Annotated in this window: 19 protein-coding genes; 12 read left to right on the plus strand and 7 right to left on the minus strand. The window is 55.0% G+C overall.

What is annotated here, in order from left to right:
• Positions 1-20 precede the first annotated feature (20 nt).
• Positions 21-1,862, plus strand: coding sequence for an Ig-like domain-containing protein (locus tag WH298_RS06550; protein WP_180822501.1), 1,842 nt, complete (start codon positions 21-23; stop codon positions 1,860-1,862).
• 84 nt (positions 1,863-1,946) lie between these two features.
• Here WH298_RS06550 and exbD read toward each other — a convergent pair whose 3' ends face one another.
• Both exbD and exbB read right to left on the minus strand, forming a co-directional pair.
• A complete protein-coding gene (exbD, locus tag WH298_RS06555; protein ID WP_009127738.1) occupies positions 1,947-2,369 on the minus strand; it encodes a TonB system transport protein ExbD in 423 nt (140 codons plus the stop codon).
• A 5-nt stretch (positions 2,370-2,374) separates the two neighbouring features.
• A complete protein-coding gene (gene exbB / locus WH298_RS06560; protein ID WP_071531065.1) occupies positions 2,375-3,103 on the minus strand; it encodes a tol-pal system-associated acyl-CoA thioesterase in 729 nt (242 codons plus the stop codon).
• A gap of 260 nt (positions 3,104-3,363) precedes the next feature.
• On the opposite strand from exbB, the gene metC reads away from it, so the two are divergent.
• On the plus strand, positions 3,364-4,554 hold the full coding sequence (gene metC / locus WH298_RS06565; protein ID WP_049850634.1) for a cystathionine beta-lyase: 1,191 nt from the start codon (positions 3,364-3,366) through the stop codon (positions 4,552-4,554).
• A 98-nt stretch (positions 4,555-4,652) separates the two neighbouring features.
• Positions 4,653-5,315 carry a DedA family protein gene (locus WH298_RS06570; protein WP_009127733.1) on the plus strand — a complete coding sequence of 221 codons (663 nt, stop codon included), beginning with the start codon at positions 4,653-4,655 and terminating at the stop codon, positions 5,313-5,315.
• Here WH298_RS06570 and WH298_RS06575 read toward each other — a convergent pair whose 3' ends face one another.
• Positions 5,316-6,236: an AraC family transcriptional regulator gene (locus WH298_RS06575; RefSeq protein ID WP_009127732.1), complete on the minus strand. Its 921-nt coding sequence runs from the start codon at positions 6,234-6,236 to the stop codon at positions 5,316-5,318.
• Between the two features lie 205 nt (positions 6,237-6,441).
• Here WH298_RS06575 and dkgA point away from each other — a divergent pair, with 205 nt between their 5' ends.
• Positions 6,442-7,269 carry a 2,5-didehydrogluconate reductase DkgA gene (gene dkgA, locus WH298_RS06580; RefSeq protein ID WP_009127730.1) on the plus strand — a complete coding sequence of 276 codons (828 nt, stop codon included), beginning with the start codon at positions 6,442-6,444 and terminating at the stop codon, positions 7,267-7,269.
• A 121-nt stretch (positions 7,270-7,390) separates the two neighbouring features.
• Here dkgA and ftsP read toward each other — a convergent pair whose 3' ends face one another.
• The 3 genes from ftsP to parC form a co-directional block, all read right to left on the minus strand.
• Entirely contained in the window at positions 7,391-8,818 is a 1,428-nt protein-coding gene (gene ftsP / locus WH298_RS06585) for a cell division protein FtsP (RefSeq protein WP_009127728.1), read from the minus strand.
• Positions 8,819-8,936: 118 nt separating this feature from the next.
• Complete coding sequence (locus tag WH298_RS06590) at positions 8,937-9,674, minus strand: 1-acylglycerol-3-phosphate O-acyltransferase (RefSeq protein ID WP_009127726.1); 738 nt, start codon at positions 9,672-9,674, stop codon at positions 8,937-8,939.
• 41 nt (positions 9,675-9,715) lie between these two features.
• Positions 9,716-11,986: a DNA topoisomerase IV subunit A gene (gene parC / locus WH298_RS06595; RefSeq protein WP_180822502.1), complete on the minus strand. Its 2,271-nt coding sequence runs from the start codon at positions 11,984-11,986 to the stop codon at positions 9,716-9,718.
• Positions 11,987-12,393: 407 nt separating this feature from the next.
• Between parC and WH298_RS06600 the strand changes: the two genes are divergently transcribed.
• The 6 genes from WH298_RS06600 (at position 12,394) to WH298_RS06625 (ending at position 17,763) form a co-directional block, all read left to right on the plus strand.
• The gene (locus WH298_RS06600; protein WP_180822503.1) at positions 12,394-13,956 is read left to right on the plus strand and encodes a BglG family transcription antiterminator; all 1,563 of its coding nucleotides are present in this window, start codon (positions 12,394-12,396) and stop codon (positions 13,954-13,956) included.
• 17 nt (positions 13,957-13,973) lie between these two features.
• Complete coding sequence (locus tag WH298_RS06605) at positions 13,974-14,444, plus strand: PTS sugar transporter subunit IIA (RefSeq protein WP_009127719.1); 471 nt, start codon at positions 13,974-13,976, stop codon at positions 14,442-14,444.
• A 24-nt stretch (positions 14,445-14,468) separates the two neighbouring features.
• The gene (locus WH298_RS06610) at positions 14,469-14,783 is read left to right on the plus strand and encodes a PTS fructose transporter subunit IIB (protein ID WP_180822504.1); all 315 of its coding nucleotides are present in this window, start codon (positions 14,469-14,471) and stop codon (positions 14,781-14,783) included.
• An 11-nt stretch (positions 14,784-14,794) separates the two neighbouring features.
• The gene (locus WH298_RS06615) at positions 14,795-15,886 is read left to right on the plus strand and encodes a PTS fructose transporter subunit IIC (protein ID WP_049850628.1); all 1,092 of its coding nucleotides are present in this window, start codon (positions 14,795-14,797) and stop codon (positions 15,884-15,886) included.
• Positions 15,887-15,895: 9 nt separating this feature from the next.
• Positions 15,896-16,747 (plus strand): class II fructose-bisphosphate aldolase, encoded by an 852-nt coding sequence (locus tag WH298_RS06620; protein WP_180822505.1) that lies wholly within the window; start codon positions 15,896-15,898, stop codon positions 16,745-16,747.
• 155 nt (positions 16,748-16,902) lie between these two features.
• Positions 16,903-17,763, plus strand: a complete 861-nt coding sequence (locus WH298_RS06625; protein ID WP_009127711.1) for a ketose-bisphosphate aldolase — start codon at positions 16,903-16,905, stop codon at positions 17,761-17,763.
• A 112-nt stretch (positions 17,764-17,875) separates the two neighbouring features.
• Here WH298_RS06625 and WH298_RS06630 read toward each other — a convergent pair whose 3' ends face one another.
• Positions 17,876-18,640, minus strand: coding sequence for a transporter substrate-binding domain-containing protein (locus WH298_RS06630; RefSeq protein ID WP_180822506.1), 765 nt, complete (start codon positions 18,638-18,640; stop codon positions 17,876-17,878).
• 159 nt (positions 18,641-18,799) lie between these two features.
• Here WH298_RS06630 and WH298_RS06635 point away from each other — a divergent pair, with 159 nt between their 5' ends.
• Positions 18,800-19,381 (plus strand): NAD(P)H-dependent oxidoreductase, encoded by a 582-nt coding sequence (locus tag WH298_RS06635; RefSeq protein WP_180822507.1) that lies wholly within the window; start codon positions 18,800-18,802, stop codon positions 19,379-19,381.
• A gap of 31 nt (positions 19,382-19,412) precedes the next feature.
• Complete coding sequence (locus WH298_RS06640; RefSeq protein WP_049850625.1) at positions 19,413-19,724, plus strand: putative quinol monooxygenase; 312 nt, start codon at positions 19,413-19,415, stop codon at positions 19,722-19,724.
• The last annotated feature ends 62 nt before the right edge of the window (positions 19,725-19,786 follow it).

A 19,786-nucleotide genomic window follows, 5' to 3' on the forward strand; every position in this document is an offset into this window, starting at 1 on the left:
AATTCCGGTGGAGAACACTCATGCCAACACCTCTCAGCTTTGATCCTATCTCAGGTGGTAAATCAATTCGCGTCGGTACGCCTTATCAATTCTGGCAAGGTAATTTGCCCGATGAAGCCGGTACCGTGATTGAATTCATCATTAATGAACGTATCTTCAGCACCACAGTCGGCGAGGATGGTAATTGGTCATTTCAGCCGCCGCTGTTTTTCAATGAAGGCAGCCATAACGTCACCATGCGCGGTTTTGATCTCGCTGATAATCATGGAGAACCGCACCAGTTCTCACTGGAGGTCGACCTTTCAGCCCCCTTTAAACCCGCGATTACTTCAGCGATAGATGATGTCGGCAAGGTTACCGGCGGAATTGGCAATGGTCAGATCACTGATGACACAACCCCTACGCTAAAAGGCTATGCCCAACCCGGTAGCATTGTGCAACTTTATGACTTTGAGCAATGGGTAGGCAGCACCGTAGCGCTACAGAATGGTGAATGGACGATCAAGGCACAGCTTGGCAACGGCGAGCATCAGCTGAAAGTGACCGCGACTGACGAGTTTGATCGCGTCAGTGAATCTTCAGATCGCTACGTATTACAAGTCGATGATTCACCGGGGATTCCCGCTACCATCAGCTATGCCATAGATGACGTGGGTACCGTACAGGGCAAACTGAACTCTGGCGCAAGCACCGATGACTTCGCGCCAATTATTGTCGGTCGGGCTGAGCCAAATAGCATGGTTTATCTGTATGCGCAGAATAGCCACGGCGGCATCGGCTATAAAGGCAGCGTGCTGGCAGATGCTAATGGTGACTGGTCCATTCAGTCGCGCTCAATGATCAGTGGCGACGGCCTTTACACCTTCCATGCAACCTATGTGAATAGCATCGCCGATTACCGTCCCGATTTTGCGCTCAATATGAAAGCGCTGAAGGACATCGAGCCAACCATTGAATTTGCCCACGATGACGCCGGGGCGATGACCGGTGCGGTTTATCACCGTGGCACCACCGATGATAAAACGCCGACGCTAGAGGGCAAAGGCGCGCCAGGAAGCGTGGTAGAAATTGAGTACAAGCTCAGTAACGGTAGCTGGCAAAGTGCGGGCAGTGCAACGGTTGATCAGCAGGGAAATTGGCAGGTTAAGTCCACTGAGCTGAGCAATTATGGCGAGTGGGCGTTTCGTGCGCGCGGCGTGACTGCAGGGCAAACCAGTGACTGGAGCGATAACTTCGAGCTGATCATGATCCCAGGTGCCCCGCTGGCACCGAGCATCAATTTTGCCAACGATGATGTGGGTCTGGTGCAGGATCCTGTTTTCCACAACGGCACCACTGACGACAACACACCTACGCTGCAAGGCACGGGTACACCTGGCCAGATCATTGAAATTGAGTTTGGTCTGCAGGGAGAAAGTCTGCGCAGCAACGGCACTGCACGCGTGGGCGAAGACGGTAAATGGAGCTTTACCTCGCCGCAGCTGGATCAACCGGGCATCTGGGAATACCAGGCTCGCGCCTCCACCGGGGAGATGAAAAGTAACTGGAGCGATAAATTCCACATCAACCTTGTTGAGGAGGCGCAGATCAGCAGTGTCGAGCCAGAAGAGAACAGCAACCTAACGCTGCAGCAGTTGCTGGTCGAGGAAGGCGAAGGTCTGTTTATTGACAGCTCGCAGCTTGAGCTTCAGGACACTACTGCCGTGGCGTTACAGTTGGAAGATATTCTGCCGCAGGGAACAGAGGCCAGCGACTGGATGCAAGAAACTGCTACGGCCAATACTGCTGCGCAATACCACGTTTATAGCCATGACAACAGCGAACTGCTGCTGCAGGATGGCGCTGGCTCTTACGCCGCCTAACACTGCTTCTCAGTAAGGCAGCCATAAAAAAGGGTCGCTGTGTAAGCGACCCTTCTATTCAAGACATCAACATATGAAACGAAATTACTTCTTCACCGTTTCCATGCCCATCAAACCAATCTTCAGGTAACCGGCTTCACGCAGCTGATCCATCACTTCCATCAGGGTGGCGTAATCAACTGATTTATCCGCCTGGAAGAAGATGGTGGTGTCTTTCTTGCCTTCGGTTTGGGCGGTCAACGTATTCACCAGCGTCTCTTTGGTCACCGCATCGTTACCGATGTAGATCTGCTTATCTTCTTTAATCGACAGATAAACCGGTTTTTCCGGACGCGGCTGTGGCGCGCTGGTCGACGCTGGCAGGTTAACGCGCACATCGACCGTGGCTAACGGTGCGGCGACCATAAAGATGATCAGCAGAACCAGCATGACGTCGATAAACGGCGTCACGTTGATTTCGTGCATTTCGCCATCGCCTACCGAGTCATCGTTTAAACGCATCGCCATAATACTTATCCTACGCGCAGTTTCTGTGCCGCCGCTGGACGGTTGGCTTCTTTCGCCGTATCGACGTTGCCGAGGTCAAGATCGCGGCTCTGCAGTAACATGACCTGCGCGGCGACGTCGCCCAGCGACGCTTTGTAGCTGGCAATCATGCGCGCGAAGACGTTATAGATAACCACCGCAGGAATCGCCGCAACCAGACCAATGGCCGTGGCCAGCAGCGCTTCAGCAATGCCGGGTGCTACTACAGCAAGATTGGTGGTTTGTGTTTTCGCGATACCGATGAAGCTGTTCATGATGCCCCAAACGGTACCGAACAGGCCGATAAATGGCGCAACGGAACCGATGGTGGCCAGGAAGCCATTACCGCGGCCGGCATGACGGCTGAAGGCGGCAACGCGGCGATCGAGACGGAAGCTGGTGCGCTCTTTAATGCCGTCCAGATCTTCAGTGCCGGCTGACAGCTCCAGTTCATTGTGCGCATCGTTGAGCAACACAGCGCTGTGGCTGTTGCCTTTGAAGTTTTCAGCAGCACGGTAAGCATCGTTTAACGATCGGGCTTCGCCCAGCGCCTGCTGCTCGCGCTTCAGGCGACGTTTCGCCCCGCTCAGCTCAGCAAACTTACCGAAGAAAATCGCCCAGGTGACGACGGAAGCCAGTAACAGGCCAATCATCACAATCTTTACCACGATATCGGCATGCTGATACATGCCCCAAACGGAGAGATCCGTTTGCATCAAATCACTGGCTACCACGCTGCATCTCCAACTTCTGTTGCACAGTTCACGATTGAAGCGCGGATCATAGCAAAAAACACCACCGAAGTGATAGTGGTTCTCATTACTATTTACAAAGGAAAGATGCCTGTCATTTCCACAATTTAGCCGATGTTATGCGCAATACTGGCCTCACTCTGATAATCGGCATTCAGGCTCAACCCGCCATAGCGATTCGTGGTAACGTGAATGTTTTGTGGGAAATGTCAGGAAAGGCAGTGATGGCAACGAAAAAAATAGACACCAGGCTGGTCACCGCGGGACGCAGCAAACGTTACACTCAGGGCTCAGTAAACAGCGTGATTCAACGCGCTTCCTCACTGGTTTTTGACAGCGTCGCCGACAAAAAACGCGCCACCGCCGGTCGCGCAACAGGCGAACTGTTTTATGGCCGTCGCGGCACCCTCACCCATTTCTCGCTGCAGGATGCGATGACCGAGCTGGAAGGCGGCGCGGGCTGTGCGCTTTATCCGTGCGGCGCGGCGGCGGTATCCAACGCCATTTTGTCCTTTGTCGAAGCCGGCGACCACATTCTGGTGAGCGGCGCGGTGTATGAACCGACCCAGGATTTTTGCTCTAAAATTCTCAGCAAGCTGAATGTCACCACCACCTATTTCGATCACTGCATCGGCAGCGAAATTGGCGAACTGGTGCAGCCGAATACGCGCGTGGTGTTCCTGGAATCTCCGGCTTCGATCACCATGGAAGTGCAGGATATCCCGGCCATCGTTGCCGCCGTGCGCGCGAAAGCGCCTGACGCGATTATCATGATCGATAATACCTGGGCGGCGGGCGTGTTATTTAACGCGCTGGAGCACGGCATCGATATTTCGATTCAGGCCGGCACCAAATACATCATTGGTCACAGCGATGCGATGATTGGCACCGCGGTAGCCAATGCGCGTTGCTGGCCACAGCTGCGCGAGAATTCGTACCTGATGGGCCAGATGGTTGACGCCGATACCGCTTATATGGCGAGCCGTGGCCTGCGCACGCTGGGCACGCGCCTGCGTCAGCACGAAGAGAGCGGATTGCAGGTCGCCGAGTGGCTGGCCGCGCAGCCGGAAGTGGCGCGCGTTAATCACCCGGCGCTGGCGCAGTGTAAAGGCCACGCATTCTGGCAGCGCGACTTCAGCGGCAGCAGCGGTTTGTTCTCCTTTATCCTGCATGAAAAATTAAGTCGCGAGCAGTTGGCAAATTATCTCGATCACTTTCACCATTTCAGCATGGCCTATTCGTGGGGCGGCTATGAATCGCTGATTCTGGCGAATCAGCCTGAGGAATTGGCGGCGATTCGTCCGGCGGGCGGCGTTGATTTTGATGGCACCTTAGTGCGTCTGCATATTGGTCTCGAACACGTTGATGACTTGCTGGATGATTTGAAAGCTGGCTTTGCGCGCTTAAAAAACTAAACAGAAACTCAACCACGCTGTGGCGGCGATGAGAGATCAACGAATGCAGTGCCACAGAAGGTTAAAATTAGAATCCTTGTGACTCGATGGAATAGCTGATGGGTGTTTTACATGAGATTGTCCAGGCGCTTTGGCATCAGGATTTTGCCGCGCTAGGTAATCCGGATGTCGTGTGGATTGTCTACGGCGTGATGTTTTTGACGCTGTTTCTGGAAAACGGTTTATTGCCCGCGTCGTTCCTGCCGGGCGACAGCCTGCTGTTACTGGCCGGCGCGATGGTGGCCAAGGGCGTGATGGATTTCGTGCCGACCATCGTCATTTTAACTACCGCAGCCAGTCTCGGCTGTTGGTTGAGCTACTTACAAGGGCGCTGGCTGGGCAATACCAAACTGGTGAAAAGTTGGTTATTACACCTGCCGGCACAATATCACCAGCGCGCGTGGACGATGTTTGACCGCCATGGCTTGATGGCGCTGCTGGTTGGCCGCTTCCTCGCCTTTGTCCGCACGTTGCTGCCCACCATGGCCGGCATTTCTGGACTGAAAAATGGACGTTTTCAGCTATTTAACTGGCTGAGCGGCCTGTTGTGGGTTGGGATCGTGGTGACGCTGGGCTACGGCATCAGCCATGTGCCCTTTATCAAACGCCATGAAGATCAGGTGATGGCGATCCTGATGATCCTGCCGATTGCCCTGCTGTTTATCGGTCTTGCCGGCAGCATTGTGGTGGTGTGGAAAAAACGCCGCCAGAAAGTCTCCTGATTACGACGCGGCGTCAAACGGTAATAACGGTACGGTTTGACGCACGCGGCTCGCCTCTTCTCCCGGCGTCACGCCGAAATAACGCTTAAACTCGCGCGAAAATTGCGAAGGACTTTCATAGCCGACGCGTACTGCCGCGGCGCTGGCCTTCATGCCATCCTGCAACATCATCAGGCGCGCCTGATGCAAGCGATAGCGCTTGAGATATTGCAGCGGCGACGTTTGCGTCACCGCTTTAAAGTTGTGATGAAACGCCGAGATGCTCATGTTCACTTCGGCGGCCAGCATGTCGACGCTCAGGCTTTCAGCAAAGTGATTTTCGATGCGACGCAGCGCGCGGGCAATCTGGCTGAACTGCGTCTGACGATTGACCAGCGACAGCAGCGCACCGCCAATCGGCCCGATTAACACGTAATAGATCATCTCGCGCACCAGCTGCGGCCCCAGTACGCGGGCATCGCGCGGATTGTTCATCACATCCAGCAAGCGCTCGGCAGCGCACAGCATCTCGTCGCTCATAAAGGCTGAATGAATGCCGGAGGTTTGCGCCTGCGGCTGGAACTGCTCGTCATCGCCAATATCCAGCAACAAATCCTGCAGGCTGGCGATATCAACACTCAAACACATGCCCGCCAGCGGCTCTGCCAGCGTGGCTTCGGTTTCACACTCCACCGGCAGCGGCACGGTGAGCATCAGATATTTAGTGGCGTCGTAGTGAAAAACGGTGCTGCCGAGGTAACCGGTTTTGCGCCCCTGAAACAGAATCACAATCCCAGGTTGATACATCATCGGCGTACGCGGCAGGGTTTCGCAGGCATAGATAAGCTTGACGTTTTCCACCGTGCACAGCGGCTTACTCAGGTCGCTCATCAACGCAACCACACGCTGCGCCAGCTGGCGACAAAGGGCGTCGTTTGACATGTTTTTCTCTCAGGCAGCAAAAAAAGCAGTTTGCCGTAACGCTGCTTAAAACTCCATCAGACTGGAGAATCAGGCAAGATTCTTGCAGAAATTGCCCAGGCAAAAGTGCTGCATGCTTGCCACACTGATCCGCAGGCAAGGTTTGTTGACTAGACTTAAGCACATCTTTTCTACGGTAAGTCACTGCAACGGATAAGGAGCAATTATGGCAGAGCAACCCATTATTAAATTACGCGACGGCAACATGATGCCGCAGCTTGGACTTGGTGTCTGGCAGGCGAGCATTGACGATGCACGTAACGCTATTCTGGAAGCCTTAAAAGTGGGCTATCGCTCCATTGATACCGCCGCCATCTATAAAAATGAGGAGGCGGTTGGACAGGCGCTGCAAGAGACCGATGTCGCGCGCGAAGACATTTTTATCACCACCAAGCTGTGGAACGACGATCAGACCAACTGGCAGCAGGCGATGGAAACCAGTCTGAAGAAGCTGCAGCTGGAGCAGGTCGATTTGTATCTGATGCATTGGCCGTGCCCGGAGAAAGATACCTATGTCGACGCCTGGAAAGGGATGATTGAGCTGCAGCAGCAAGGCTTAACCAAAAGTATCGGCGTATGTAATTTCCATGAGGCGCATCTCAAACGTTTAATCGATGAAACCGGAGTGTCGCCGGTGGTGAACCAGATTGAACTGCATCCGATGCTGCAGCAGCGCACGCTGCATGCGTGGAATGCGCTGCACCAGATTCAAACCGAATCCTGGAGCCCGCTGGCGCAAGGCGGTAAAGGCGTGTTCGATCAGGAGATTATCCGCGAGCTGGCGAAGAAGTACGGTAAGACGCCGGCGCAAATCGTTATTCGCTGGCATCTGGATAGCGGTTTGGTGGTGATTCCGAAGTCGATTACGCCGGAGCGTATCCGCGAGAATTTCCAGGTGTTTGATTTTAGGTTAGATAAGACTGAGGTGAGTGAAATCAGTAAGCTGGATAGCGGTAATCGTCTGGGGCCGGATCCGGAAGCGTTTAACGGCTAGGTTGGTGCGGTCTTCCCCTCACCCTAACCCTCTCCCACACGTGGGAGAGGGAATTGTTAGGTGCCAAATCTGCTCGATCTGCTCCCTCGCCCGCTTGCGGGAGAAGGCTGGGGTGAGGGCATTACAACGCTGGATTCACCAGCATCTGCCCCGCCGTACCGCGATCCGCCATCTCTAACGTTTGGCTGTAATAGACAAACGGGAAATGCTCTGACGAACTCTGCGGGAAACTCACCAGCAGCTCTACGCTACCATCAACCCACACGGTATCTTTCCAGCCGCGATCTTCGCCCATCGGCTGCGCGCCATTCACGTTCTTAATCAGGAACATCACGCCCTGAATATGCAGCGACTGCGGGCGATCGGCGTGGATGATCCAGCGTTCAAAGGTGCCTTGTTGCACGGTGGTGTCAATGCGGTTCATGTCCCACAGCACGCCGTTAATGCCCGGCTCGCTGTCACCAATGCGGAACTCACGCGTGCGCACCGCTACGCCATCAAGAATCTGATCCGCCAACAAACGCATCGGCAGGTTATCCGTCACCAGCGGCAACAAACCGGTTGGGCGCAAGCTCAGCACCAGCGTGTTGGTCAGAATTGAGGACGGCTCAAACAGACCGCGCAGGCGATCCATCAAGCCCGCCGCCGTTCCGGCGGTAATCGATACTTCATCGCCCTGCGACATATCCACCAATATTTCACGACGTTCGCCCGGCGCCAGCGTCAGCAGCTGTACCGCAACTGGCGCAGGCAGGAAACCCTGATCGCTGGCAATCACCGTGAAGGGACGATTGTCGGAGAAGCTGAGATCGAAGCGGCGCGCGTTGGAAGCATTCAGTAAACGCAAACGTACCCAGCCGCGTGAGACTTCGACATACGGATTTTGCACGCCGTTCACCAACAGCACATCGCCAACAAAACCGCCGCTGGAGGGTGGGTTGTAAACCGGCGTGGCGAAGTTATCGAGCCGCTTATCCTGAATGATCAACGGGAAATCATCGACGCCGTAATGTTTCGGCAGCGGCAGCGATTTGCTGACATCATCTTCAACCAGCCACATGCCGGCCAGGCCGTTATAGACGTGCGGCGCCATGCGGTTTGGCGTGTTGGCGTGATACCACAGCGTGCCCGCGCCCTGGCGAATCGGCAATACCGGTGCCCAATCGGCACCCGCCGACATCATGCGCGGCGCACCGCCCATCAACGCGCCCGGCACCTGCAAACCGCTAACGGTCATTGAAACCGGTTCGTTAAGGCGGTTGCTGTAAATCAGCTTCACATCGTCGCCGCTGTAAACGCGCACCGTTGGGCCGAGATACATACCGTTAAGACCCCACACCGGCACTTTATTGCTGTTGCCGCTGAACGACCAATGGCTGCGCTGCAGGGTCAAAAATAGCGGTTGTCCGCGACGTGATTCAATCAGCGGCGGAATAGGAAGTGGCGTATCGCCCAATGGCGCGGCGGCGCGGGCGGCGTAAGGCATGGCACTGGAAGCCAGCGCGACACCGGCAGAAAGTTGAATAAACTGACGTCTGCTGCAAGACATAAAACTTCAGACCTTTTGAGCGTGGCGTTGAGACGCCGTGTCCATGTTGTTTTAATTGATTATTGGTTGCTGTGTGGCTTGAGAACGGGGCAGATGATTATCTGCCCCTTTTTGCTGGTCAGAGTTTACCGCTTTTTTCACGCTCGGCGACTTCGGCGTTCAATTCTTCCAGTTTAGTCGACATTAATTCACGGCAGTGCGTAGCGAGCTTGCGTACCGACGTGGTGGCAAACTGCGACGTATCGACCGGTGGCAACATCTCGACAATCACTAAACCGTTGTTCCAGCGGTTCAGCTTGATCTTATCGTGGGTGTTGGAAACCACGATAGGAATGATCGGGACACCGGCCGCCACCGCCGCATGGAACGCGCCGGTTTTGAACGGCAGCAGACCGCGACCGCGACTGCGCGTCCCTTCCGGGAACATCCAGAACGAGATGCGCTTTTTGTTGAATTGATCCACCAGCTCACCAATGGTGCCGTGCGCTTTCGAGCGGTTATCACGGTCAATCAATAGGTTACCGGTCAGCCAATAGAGCTGGCCAAAAAATGGAATCCACAGCAGGCTTTTCTTACCGACGGTCACCGTGGTGGGCTGCACAATCTTGGCAGCGGTGATCATGTCGTAGTTGTTCTGGTGGTTGGCGATATAGATCGCGTTGCCATAATGCGCGGCTTCCGGCGGCTTGCGCAGTTCTACTTTGAGACCAAACACCGTCGACAGCCGACCCAGCATATGGCCGAACGTCGCCACGTGACGCGGATTACGCGGTGAAAAAAGACACCAGATAATGCCGATAATACTGACCACAATTGAATAAACAATAACAATAATTGCTCGTAAAATTAGTAACATAGATTCCTCAAATTGGGCATTCCATCGCCTGAATTACAGCGTTACTCTTCACTCGCGTCAGCTTTTGGACGCGCTGGTGCATTCACTTCTACGCTATCAATGCGTTGCAGTCCACGCGCTACACTGCCGCGACGACCGCGATCGGCGCGGACTTTCTGCAGATCTTCATCACGCATAATCAGCTTACGCTTGCCAACGTACAGGGTGATCGACGCGCCTGGCGGCAGAATCAGCAACCATTGTAGTTTGTCGGTGCCCGCTGCAGCATCCGCCGAAGGGATTGAGATGATTTTGTTGCCCTTGCCTTTCGACATCTGCGGCAGATCGCCGACCGGGAACATCAGCATGCGTCCGGCCTGCGTGATCGCCAGCAGCATATCATCACCCGAATGCACCGCCATTGGCGTCATCACTTTGGCGTTTTCCGGCAGCGTCAGCAACGCTTTACCGGCACGATTGCGCGACACCAGATCGGCAAAGGTACAGATGAAACCGTAACCGGCATCCGACGCCATCAGCAGTTTCTGATCGTCAGGCTCCATTAGCACCTGCTCCATCACCGCGCCCGGCGGTAGCGTTAGTTTGCCGGTGAGCGGTTCGCCCTGCCCACGCGCTGACGGCAGCGAAGTGGGATCCAGCGTGTAGCTGCGCCCGGTTGAGTCAATAAAGGCCACCGGCTGATTGCTCTTACCCCGCGCGGCAGCCAGATAGCTGTCACCCGCTTTGTAGCTCAAACCGGCAGGATCGATATCGTGACCTTTGGCGCTACGCACCCAGCCCATCTGCGACAGCACGATGGTGACCGGCTCGGCGCTGACCAGCTCGGTTTCGCTCAGCGCTTTCGCTTCTTCACGCTCGCGCAGCGGCGAACGGCGATCGTCGCCGTAGGTTTGGCTATCAGCCAGCAGCTCTTTCTTCAGCAGGTTGCTCATCTTGCGCTCTGACGCCAGAATCGCCTGCAGCTGGTCGCGCTCTTTTTCCAGCTCCGCCTGTTCACCGCGAATCTTCATCTCTTCCAGCTTGGCGAGATGGCGCAGTTTCAATTCGAGAATCGCTTCGGCCTGGGTGTCGCTGATGTCAAAGCGCGACATCAGCACCGGCTTCGGCTCATCTTCACTGCGGATAATATGGATGACTTCATCAATATTGAGGAACGCTACCAGCATACCTTCAAGGATATGCAGGCGACGCAATACGCGATCCAAACGATAGTTGAGGCGGCGCGTCACGGTTGCGCGACGATAAACCAACCACTCAGTGAGGATTTCCAGCAGGTTTTTCACCGCCGGACGGTTATCCAGACCGATCATGTTCAGGTTAACGCGATAGCTTTTTTCCAGATCGGTGGTGGCAAACAGATGGTTCATCACCTGCTCCACGTCCACGCGATTAGAGCGCGGCACAATCACCAGACGCGTCGGGTTTTCGTGGTTAGATTCATCACGCAGATCTTCCACCATCGGCAACTTTTTGTTGCGCATCTGGTTGGCAATTTGCTCCAGCACGCGCGCACCGGAAACCTGATGCGGCAGCGCGGTGATCACCACATCGCCATCTTCCTTTTTCCACACCGCGCGCTGGCGGATGGAACCGCGACCGCTTTGATAGATCTTACGGATTTCGCTGCGTGGCGTGATGATTTCGGCTTCGGTCGGATAATCCGGCCCCTGCACAACATCCAACAGCTCATTCAGCGTGGTTTTGGGATTGTCGATCAGTTTAACCGCGGCTTCAGCCACTTCGCGCAGGTTGTGCGGCGGAATGTCGGTCGCCATCCCCACGGCAATGCCGGTGGTGCCGTTCAGCAGAATGTTCGGCAGGCGCGCCGGCAACATTTTCGGCTCCTGCAGGGTGCCGTCAAAGTTCGGGATGTAATCGGACGTGCCCTGACCCAACTCACCCAGCAGGATTTCAGCGTATTTAGACAGGCGCGATTCGGTATAACGCATCGCAGCGAAGGATTTCGGATCGTCCGGCGCACCCCAGTTTCCCTGGCCATCCACCAGCGGATAGCGATAGGAGAACGGCTGCGCCATCAACACCATCGCTTCATAACAGGCGCTGTCGCCGTGCGGATGGTATTTACCCAGCACGTCACCCACGGTACGCGCCGATTTCTTGAATTTGGCAGTGGAATTGAGGCCCAATTCCGACATGGCGTACACAATGCGGCGCTGCACTGGTTTTAGACCGTCGCCGATATACGGCAGCGCACGATCCATGATCACGTACATGGAGTAGTTCAGGTACGCGTTTTCCGTAAACTTGTGCAGGGCAAGACGCTCTGCACCATCCTGCGTCAATTCGCTCATTAAGCTCGCATCCTCACTTCGTGGCCCGCAACGGCGGGACATCCGGCGCTCATTTGGCGAGGATATTACCTTATTCGTGCGGTTTAGTCACAAAGAAGCCAGTGCAGCGAACAGATTCGTCTCATATTAAATAACGTGATATTGGTTGGAAATTTAAAAAGGAATGGGAGCTATATCACACTGAATAAGGCAAATAATATGTGAGCAGCTTCGCAATTAACGCCACACCGACAATACCCTATTAATAATGTCCGCTCGCGCGGACAACATTTAGTATTGTTGCTTGCCGATGACTCTCCTAAATTCATACTCCACAAGACCCACATTTTTGCGCTTCTGATTTCTGGCATGGAATAAATATAAACATCAATTCGCCATTAACGTTTTGCCGAAATAAGGGTGACCGCATGCAAATACTGACTTCGCGACAACACCGATTAGTGAAATTGCTGCTGCATCATGCCGCACCGCAGCCCGGTAAAGAGTTAGCGTCACAGCTTGGCGTGTCTGAGAAAACCATTCAGCGCGATTTGCAGTGGCTTGAGAGCTGGCTCAGCAACTGGTCGCTGCAGCTGGAAAAAACGCCGGGACGCGGCGTACGTTTGCGAGTGGATGATATTCAGCAGCGCTTGCTGCTGGAGCAGCAGCTTAACGGCGATGAAAGCAGCCCGGATGCGCTGGGCCATAATAGCCGCCGGGTGAAAATCGCCTCGCAGCTGTTGAGCGACGCACCGCGCGCCACCTCGATCAGCAAGCTTTCGGAGCGCTACTTCATTAGCCAGGCCTCCATCGTCAATGATCTGAAGGTGATTGAGGAGTGGTTGCAGCCGTTAGGTTTGCAGCTGCAGCGCGGCCCCGGCGGCACACACATTGAAGGCAATGAGCAGGCGCTGCGCCAGGCGATGGTGTCGCTGATTAACGATGTGATGCAGCAAAACGTTGCCGGCACGCCGCTGCTACCGCGGCTCGACCCCGGCAGCCAGCAAGCGCTGGTGCACTATTTTGGCGATGAGGATGTGGCTTTTGTGCAGGCACTGCTTCAGCACATGGAGCAGCAATTGAGTTATCCGCTGGGCGATGCGTGGTACCTCAATCTCTGCACCCATATCCTGATCATGATGCATCGCATGGCGCAAGGAAACGCGCTGGCGCTGGAAACCCTGACCAGCGCGCAGGATCTCGATCAACGAATTCTCACCATCGCCAGGCAGATGGTGACCCAGATTGAGCAGCGTATGTGCTGCGCGCTGCCGGCCGATGAGGTGGGCTTTATTTATCAATATATCGTCTCATCCGGCATTGTGGTGGAAGAGCGCGGTGATAATGCACCGCTACATAATCAATTTTCCACTGCTGAATCGGTAAAAATAACCTGTGAATTAATTGATCGTTTCTCATCCTTTATTCAGCAGGATTTAGTGCAGGACCGATTATTATTTGAAGGATTGCTGGTACATATAAAACCATTATTAAATCGACTCAAATACCATATTCATATTCGCAATCCGCTGCTGGAAGATATTCAGCAGGAGATGAAAGAGATATTTTCTTTGACTAAACAGGCGATGCAATTAACTGCACGCAGCCAGGGACTTTCATCGGTGGCGGATGACGAAATAGGTTATCTGTGCGTGCATTTCCAGGCCGCGCTGGAGCGACAAATCGCTCACAAACGCATTCTGGTGGTGTGCTCCAGCGGCGTTGGCACCTCGCATTTGCTTAAGAGCCGCATCCTGCGCGCCTTTCCGGATTGGGAAATTGTTGGCGTCGTCTCGGCCAGTAATCAGGCTGACTTTTGCCAGCGAGAAACGGTGGATTTGGTGATTACCACCATTCACCTTCACGCCGGCGCTGTTCCGGCAGTGTATGTCAGCGCCTTCTTTAACGATGACGATATCCGGCGGGTGACTGACGCCATGATTGGTAGCCAGCTACCTGACGGCGCCTTCTGCGCCTTGGCTGAACATTAATTGCTTGAGGATTCACCATGGATATTTCCCGCATTCTGACGCCGCGCCGCGTTAACCTGGCGCTGACCGCCACCAGCAAAGAAGAAGCGATTCTTGAGCTGACCGATTTGCTCTACCACGACGGCGCCATCAGCGACCGCGCCGCCTTTATTGAGGACGTCTGGCTGCGCGAAGCCGAAGGTTCTACCGGCTTCGAAAACCACATTGCCATCCCGCACGGTAAATCTGCGGCGGTGAAACAAACCACACTCGCCATCGGCCGCACCCAACATGACATTCCGTGGGAAACGCTGGATGGCAGCCAGGTGCGCTGCATCATCCTGTTCGCGGTGCGGCTGGAAGATCAGAACACCACCCATATTCGCCTGTTGTCGCAGGTGGCCAGCGCGCTGGCCGATGATGAGGTGATAGCCCAACTGCTGGTGGAAAACGATGCCAGCAATATCATCCGGCTGTTTAGTCAGTACGCCGAAACCGACCTCTGTTAACCGCCTAACTCTCTGAGGTGACACATGAATATCGTCTGTGTAGCGGCCTGCACGGCAGGCATCGCGCATACCTATATTGCGCGCGAAAAACTGATTAAGGGGGCCCACACGTTGGGCCACACCATCCACGTGGAAACGCAGGGCACCATCGGCACCGAAACGCCACTGACGGCGGAGGAGATTGCCGCCGCTGACGTGGTGATCCTCGCCGTCGACGTGAAGATTAAAGGCGAGGAGCGCTTTCAGGGCAAACCCATTGTGCGAGTGAAAACCGAAGTGGTGATCAAGTCACCGGTTAAATTCCTCGAAAAAGTGGCGGATTCACTGGCGCGCGCCTGAGGAGATCCAGCATGAGTGATAACAAACGCCAGTACGGCCAGGAGATCAAAGGGCATCTGCTCACCGGCATCTCCTGGATGATCCCGCTGATCGTGGCCGCCGGGATCTGTATCGCGCTCGGCCAGGTGATCGGCGGGCCGGATGTCGGCAAACAGACCGGTAGCCTCGCCTGGATGCTCAATCAGATTGGCGGCTGGGGCATGGGCTTGATCGTGCCGCTAATCAGCGCAGCAATCGCCTACTCGATCGCCGATCGTCCTGGTTTTGCGCCCGGCCTGATCGTCGGCTTTATCTGCGGACAGATCGGCACCGGTTTTATCGGCGGCATTCTCGGTGGCTTCCTCGTGGGTTACACGGTGCTGCTGCTGCGTCGCACCATCAGGCTGCCGAAATCAATGCAGGGCTTAATGCCGATTATGGTGCTGCCGGTGCTCAGCACCATCATTGCGGGGCTGCTAATGATGACCTTTATCGGCCAGCCGATTGTCTGGCTGCAAAAGGCGCTGATTGCGCTGCTGGAATCGATGCAGGGCGGCTCGAAGTTTGTGATGGGCGCGATTCTGGGCGCGATGGCCACCTTCGACTTCGGCGGACCAGTGAATAAAACCATGTCGCTGTTCGCCGACGGCATGCTGGTTGACGGCATTTACGGGCCGGAAGCGGTGAAGTTTGTCGGCTCGATGATCCCGCCGTTCGGCATCACGCTGTCGTATCTGCTGAGTCGCAACAAGTACACCAAAGCGGAAAAAGAGGCGCTGAAAGCCGCCTTCCCGATGGGCATCTGCATGATTACCGAAGGGGTGATTCCGATTGCGGCGCGTGACCTGTTCCGCGTGGTTGGCAGCTGCGTGGTGGCCTCCGCCCTCGCCGGAGGGCTGATTATGGTGTGGGGCGTGGGCGCACCGGTGCCGCACGGCGGGATGTTTGTGGTGCCGCTGTTCACCAAACCCTGGCTGTTCTGCTTAGCGCTCGGCATTGGTACCACGGTGTGCGGGGTGATGCTGGCGGTGCTGAAAAAACCGGTCACCCAGGCAGATGAAGAGTTCGATGACGTGGAAGCCCCAGGCGTCCGCGATGAAGAGATCAAATTCACTCTGGAATAAGGAGCCACCATGTTTGCCATGATGAATGACCTGATTCAGGCCGCTGCCCAACAGCGCTACGCGGTGCTGGCGATTAACTGCTTCAACCTTGAAACCGCGCGCGCCGCCATTCAGGCCGCCGAACAGCAGCGCGCCCCGCTGATCCTCAATGTTTATCAGGGGCATAGCGCGCACTTTCCGCCAGCGATCGCAGTGCCGTTAGTCCAAGCGCTGGCCGATACCGCCCGCGTGCCAGTGGCGCTGGCACTCGATCACGGCAAAGCGTTTCCGCTGATTGGTCAGGCGTTTCGCGCCGGTTTTACCGGCTTGATGATTGATGCCTCATCGGAGCCACTTGCCGAGAACATTCGCCAGACCGCCGCGGTGGTAAAGATGGCGCACACCGCCGGCGTTTGCGTGGAAGGCGAGTTAGGGCATATCGCCCATGCGCCCACCTACGCGCTGGCGGATGCTTCGGTAAAGATGACGCAGGTGGCGGATGTGCTGCCGTTTATCGAGCAGACCGATATCGATCTGCTGGCGATTTCAGTCGGCACGGCGCACGGGCTTTATCCGGCGGGCGTAAAGCCAAAGATTGATTTCCAGCGCTTGCAGGAGCTGCAGGCGGTTTCCACCCGACCGCTGGCGCTGCATGGCGGTTCGGGCACGCCGGCCGAGGATATTCGCCGCGTGAGCGAGTTTGGCGTCGCCAAGATTAACGTCGGCGCGGCGGTGTTTGATGCCGGGAAAATGGCAGTTGAACAGGCGCTGAAACAGCACCCCCACGCCGAGCTCGCCGATCTCCTTGCGCTGATGGAATCCGCCTGCCGCGAAGTGGTGGTTGAGTATCTGAGCTGGTCGGGCTCGGCGGGCAAGGTTTAGCAACGGCGCTGGCTGGCGGTCGCCATTAATGGCGACCCAACATTGTACGGTGCGCATTTAGGCGCACCCGGTTTTAAAAATCACCTTATCACTCTCCATCATCGGGTCGGCGCGCGCGTCGGCTCCGGTAAACATCACGCTGAGGAAAAATTAACATGTTGATTTCAATGAAAGAGATGTTGGCACCGACTCGTGAACACCGTTATGCGATTGGCGCTTTTAATGTGGCGGACAGCTGCTTTATCCGTGCGGTAGTGGAAGAAGCCGAAGCCACAAACACGCCCGCGATAATTTCCATCCACCCGAGCGAGCTGGAGTTTGTCACCGATGCGTTCTTTGGCTATGTGCGTGAACGCACGCTAAAAAGCAAAGTGCCGTTTACCCTCCACCTCGATCATGGCGCGTCTATCGCCCAGGTGTTGCGCGCCATTCAGTGCGGTTTTACTTCGGTGATGATCGATGGTTCGCTGCTGCCCTATGAAGAGAACGTGGCGCTGACCAAAGAGGTGGTGAAGCTAGCGCACGCGGTGGGGGTGTCGGTGGAAGGTGAACTCGGCACCATCGGCGATACCGGTACTTCTGTGGAAGGCGGCGTGAGTAAGGTGATCTATACCGAACCGGCGCAGGCGGAGGATTTTGTGCAGCGCACCGGCGTGGATACGCTGGCGGTGGCGATTGGTACCGCGCACGGTATCTATCCCAAAAATATGAAGCCGGAACTGCAGATGCATATCCTGCGAGACATTTCACAGCGCGTGACCATTCCGCTGGTGCTGCACGGCGGTTCAGCCAATCCGGATGCGGAGATCGCTGAAGCGGTGACGCTTGGGGTGGGTAAAATCAATATTTCCAGCGATATGAAATTTGCCTATTTCGATAAGCTGCGTGAAATTCTGGCGCGTGAGACCTGGTGGGATCCGAACGTGATTTATCCGGATGCGATTACTGCCGCGAAAGCGGTGATTCGCTACAAAATGAATCTGTTTGGTGGATTGGGTAAAGCGAGTTTGTACTGATCGTTATGCTACCTTGCGCAATAAATTGCGCCGCTACAGTAAGTGCACGTATTGAGGCTTGTGCCCAAACAGTGCACAAAACCGTAGCGGCGCGATTTATCGCGCATTTTTTTTACTTAATCACCCCTAACCACTGTCCGGCAATCTGTGCATATTCGCCGGTGGCGGTGCTGAGATGCAGCCACTGATCGACATACAGCTTCCAGCTCATATCATCGCGCGGGATCATGTACGCCTTCTCTCCGTACTGCATCGGCTTATCCGGATTGATCGCGCACAGCGTTGGATAGTGCTTTTGCTGGAATAGCGCTTCAGACGCATCGGTGATCATCACATCGGCTTTGTTATCCACCAGCTGCTGGAAAATGCCGACGTTATCGGCAAGGTGCAGCGTCGCCTGCGGCAGATGGCTGTGGACGAAGGCTTCATTGGTGCCGCCGGCCGGTTCAATGACCCGCACGCTGGCCTGGTTGATTTGTTCAACCGTTTGATATTTCGCTTTGTCATCGCAGCGCACCAGCGGAATTTTACCATCCACGCCGAGCGGTTGGGCAAACCAGGCAATCTGCTGACGCTTCAGCGTTACCGATACGCCGCCCAAGGCGATATCACACTGCTTCGCCACAAAATCATCACTCAGGGTTTTCCATGTGGTCGGCACCCATTGCACTTTTGCGCCAAGGCTGGCGGCCAGCGATTGCGCCATGCTGATGTCCAACCCTTCATATTGGCCATCGCTGCGCAGATAGCTGTAAGGTTTGTAATCGCCGGTGGTACAGACTTTTAAGGTTTTGCTGGCACGGATTTCATCAAGGTGGGATTTCGCCTGAGCAGCGCCGGTCACCAGAAGTAATGCACTCAGTATCGCGGTTTTCATGGCTTCTTCTTTTTCGAGTTGATGTTGGTATGCGCGCAGATTGTTTCATAAGCCGCCGCATTATTGCTGTATTCGCAAAAGTGTTGTGATCAATCACGCATTTTTCTCTCTCCCGCACGCGCGTAGAGTGTGCGCCATCAACGAGAAACGGAGCGAAACATGAGCAATATTTTAATTATCGACGGCGGAAAAACCTTTGCCCATTCGAAAGGCGAGCTGAATCATACGTTAACCGACGTGGCGGCCAGCCAACTGCGCGATCTCGGCCATCAGGTGCAAGTCACCCTTGCCGATAGCGATTACAACGTGACTGATGAAGTGCAGAAATATCTCGACAGCGATGTGGTGATTTATCAGATGCCAGGCTGGTGGATGGGCGAACCATGGACGGTGAAAAAGTACATCGATGACGTCTTTACCGAAGGTCACGGTTCACTGTATGCCAGCGATGGCCGCACGCGCAGTGATGCCGGTAAAAAGTACGGTTCGGGCGGCTTGATTCAGGGCAAAAAATACATGTTGTCTTTGACCTGGAACGCCCCGCTGGAAGCGTTTAACGATCCAGAGCAGTTCTTCGAAGGCGTCGGTGTAGATGGTTTGTATCTGCACTTCCATAAAGCCAACCAGTTCCTCGGGATGGAAGCTCTGCCGACCTTTATCTGTAACGATGTGATTAAGATGCCGGATGTGCCACGCGATATTGAGCGTTATCGGACTCATCTCAGCCAGATCTTTGCTTAACTGTAAGCACCCAGGGAAAAGAGGAAGCATTATGTTAACCGTCGTCGCAGAGATTTGTGTGAAGCCAGGCCGCCGTCAGGTGGTGCTGGATGCTATTAATAAACTGATTCCAACCGTGCTGGAAGAGGATGGCTGCCATCAGTACGATGCGCTGGTGGATCATCAAGCGCAGGTGCCGTGGAAACAGAATTCGCCAGACTCGATTTTTATGCTGGAGTTGTGGGAATCACTGCGCCATCTGGAGCAGCATCAGCAAATGCCGCATATGGATGCGCATCGCGAAATCATTAAAGATGAAGTGGTTGATGTGAAAATTTTGGTGCTGGAAGACGCAAAGAAATAGGTCAGTGGTTCATTTTTTGTATCCGCATCAAGCATAAAAAAACCCCAATCTTTCGATTGGGG

It is taken from the genome of Pantoea nemavictus, assembly GCF_037479095.1.
GTDB lineage: Bacteria > Pseudomonadota > Gammaproteobacteria > Enterobacterales > Enterobacteriaceae > Pantoea > Pantoea nemavictus.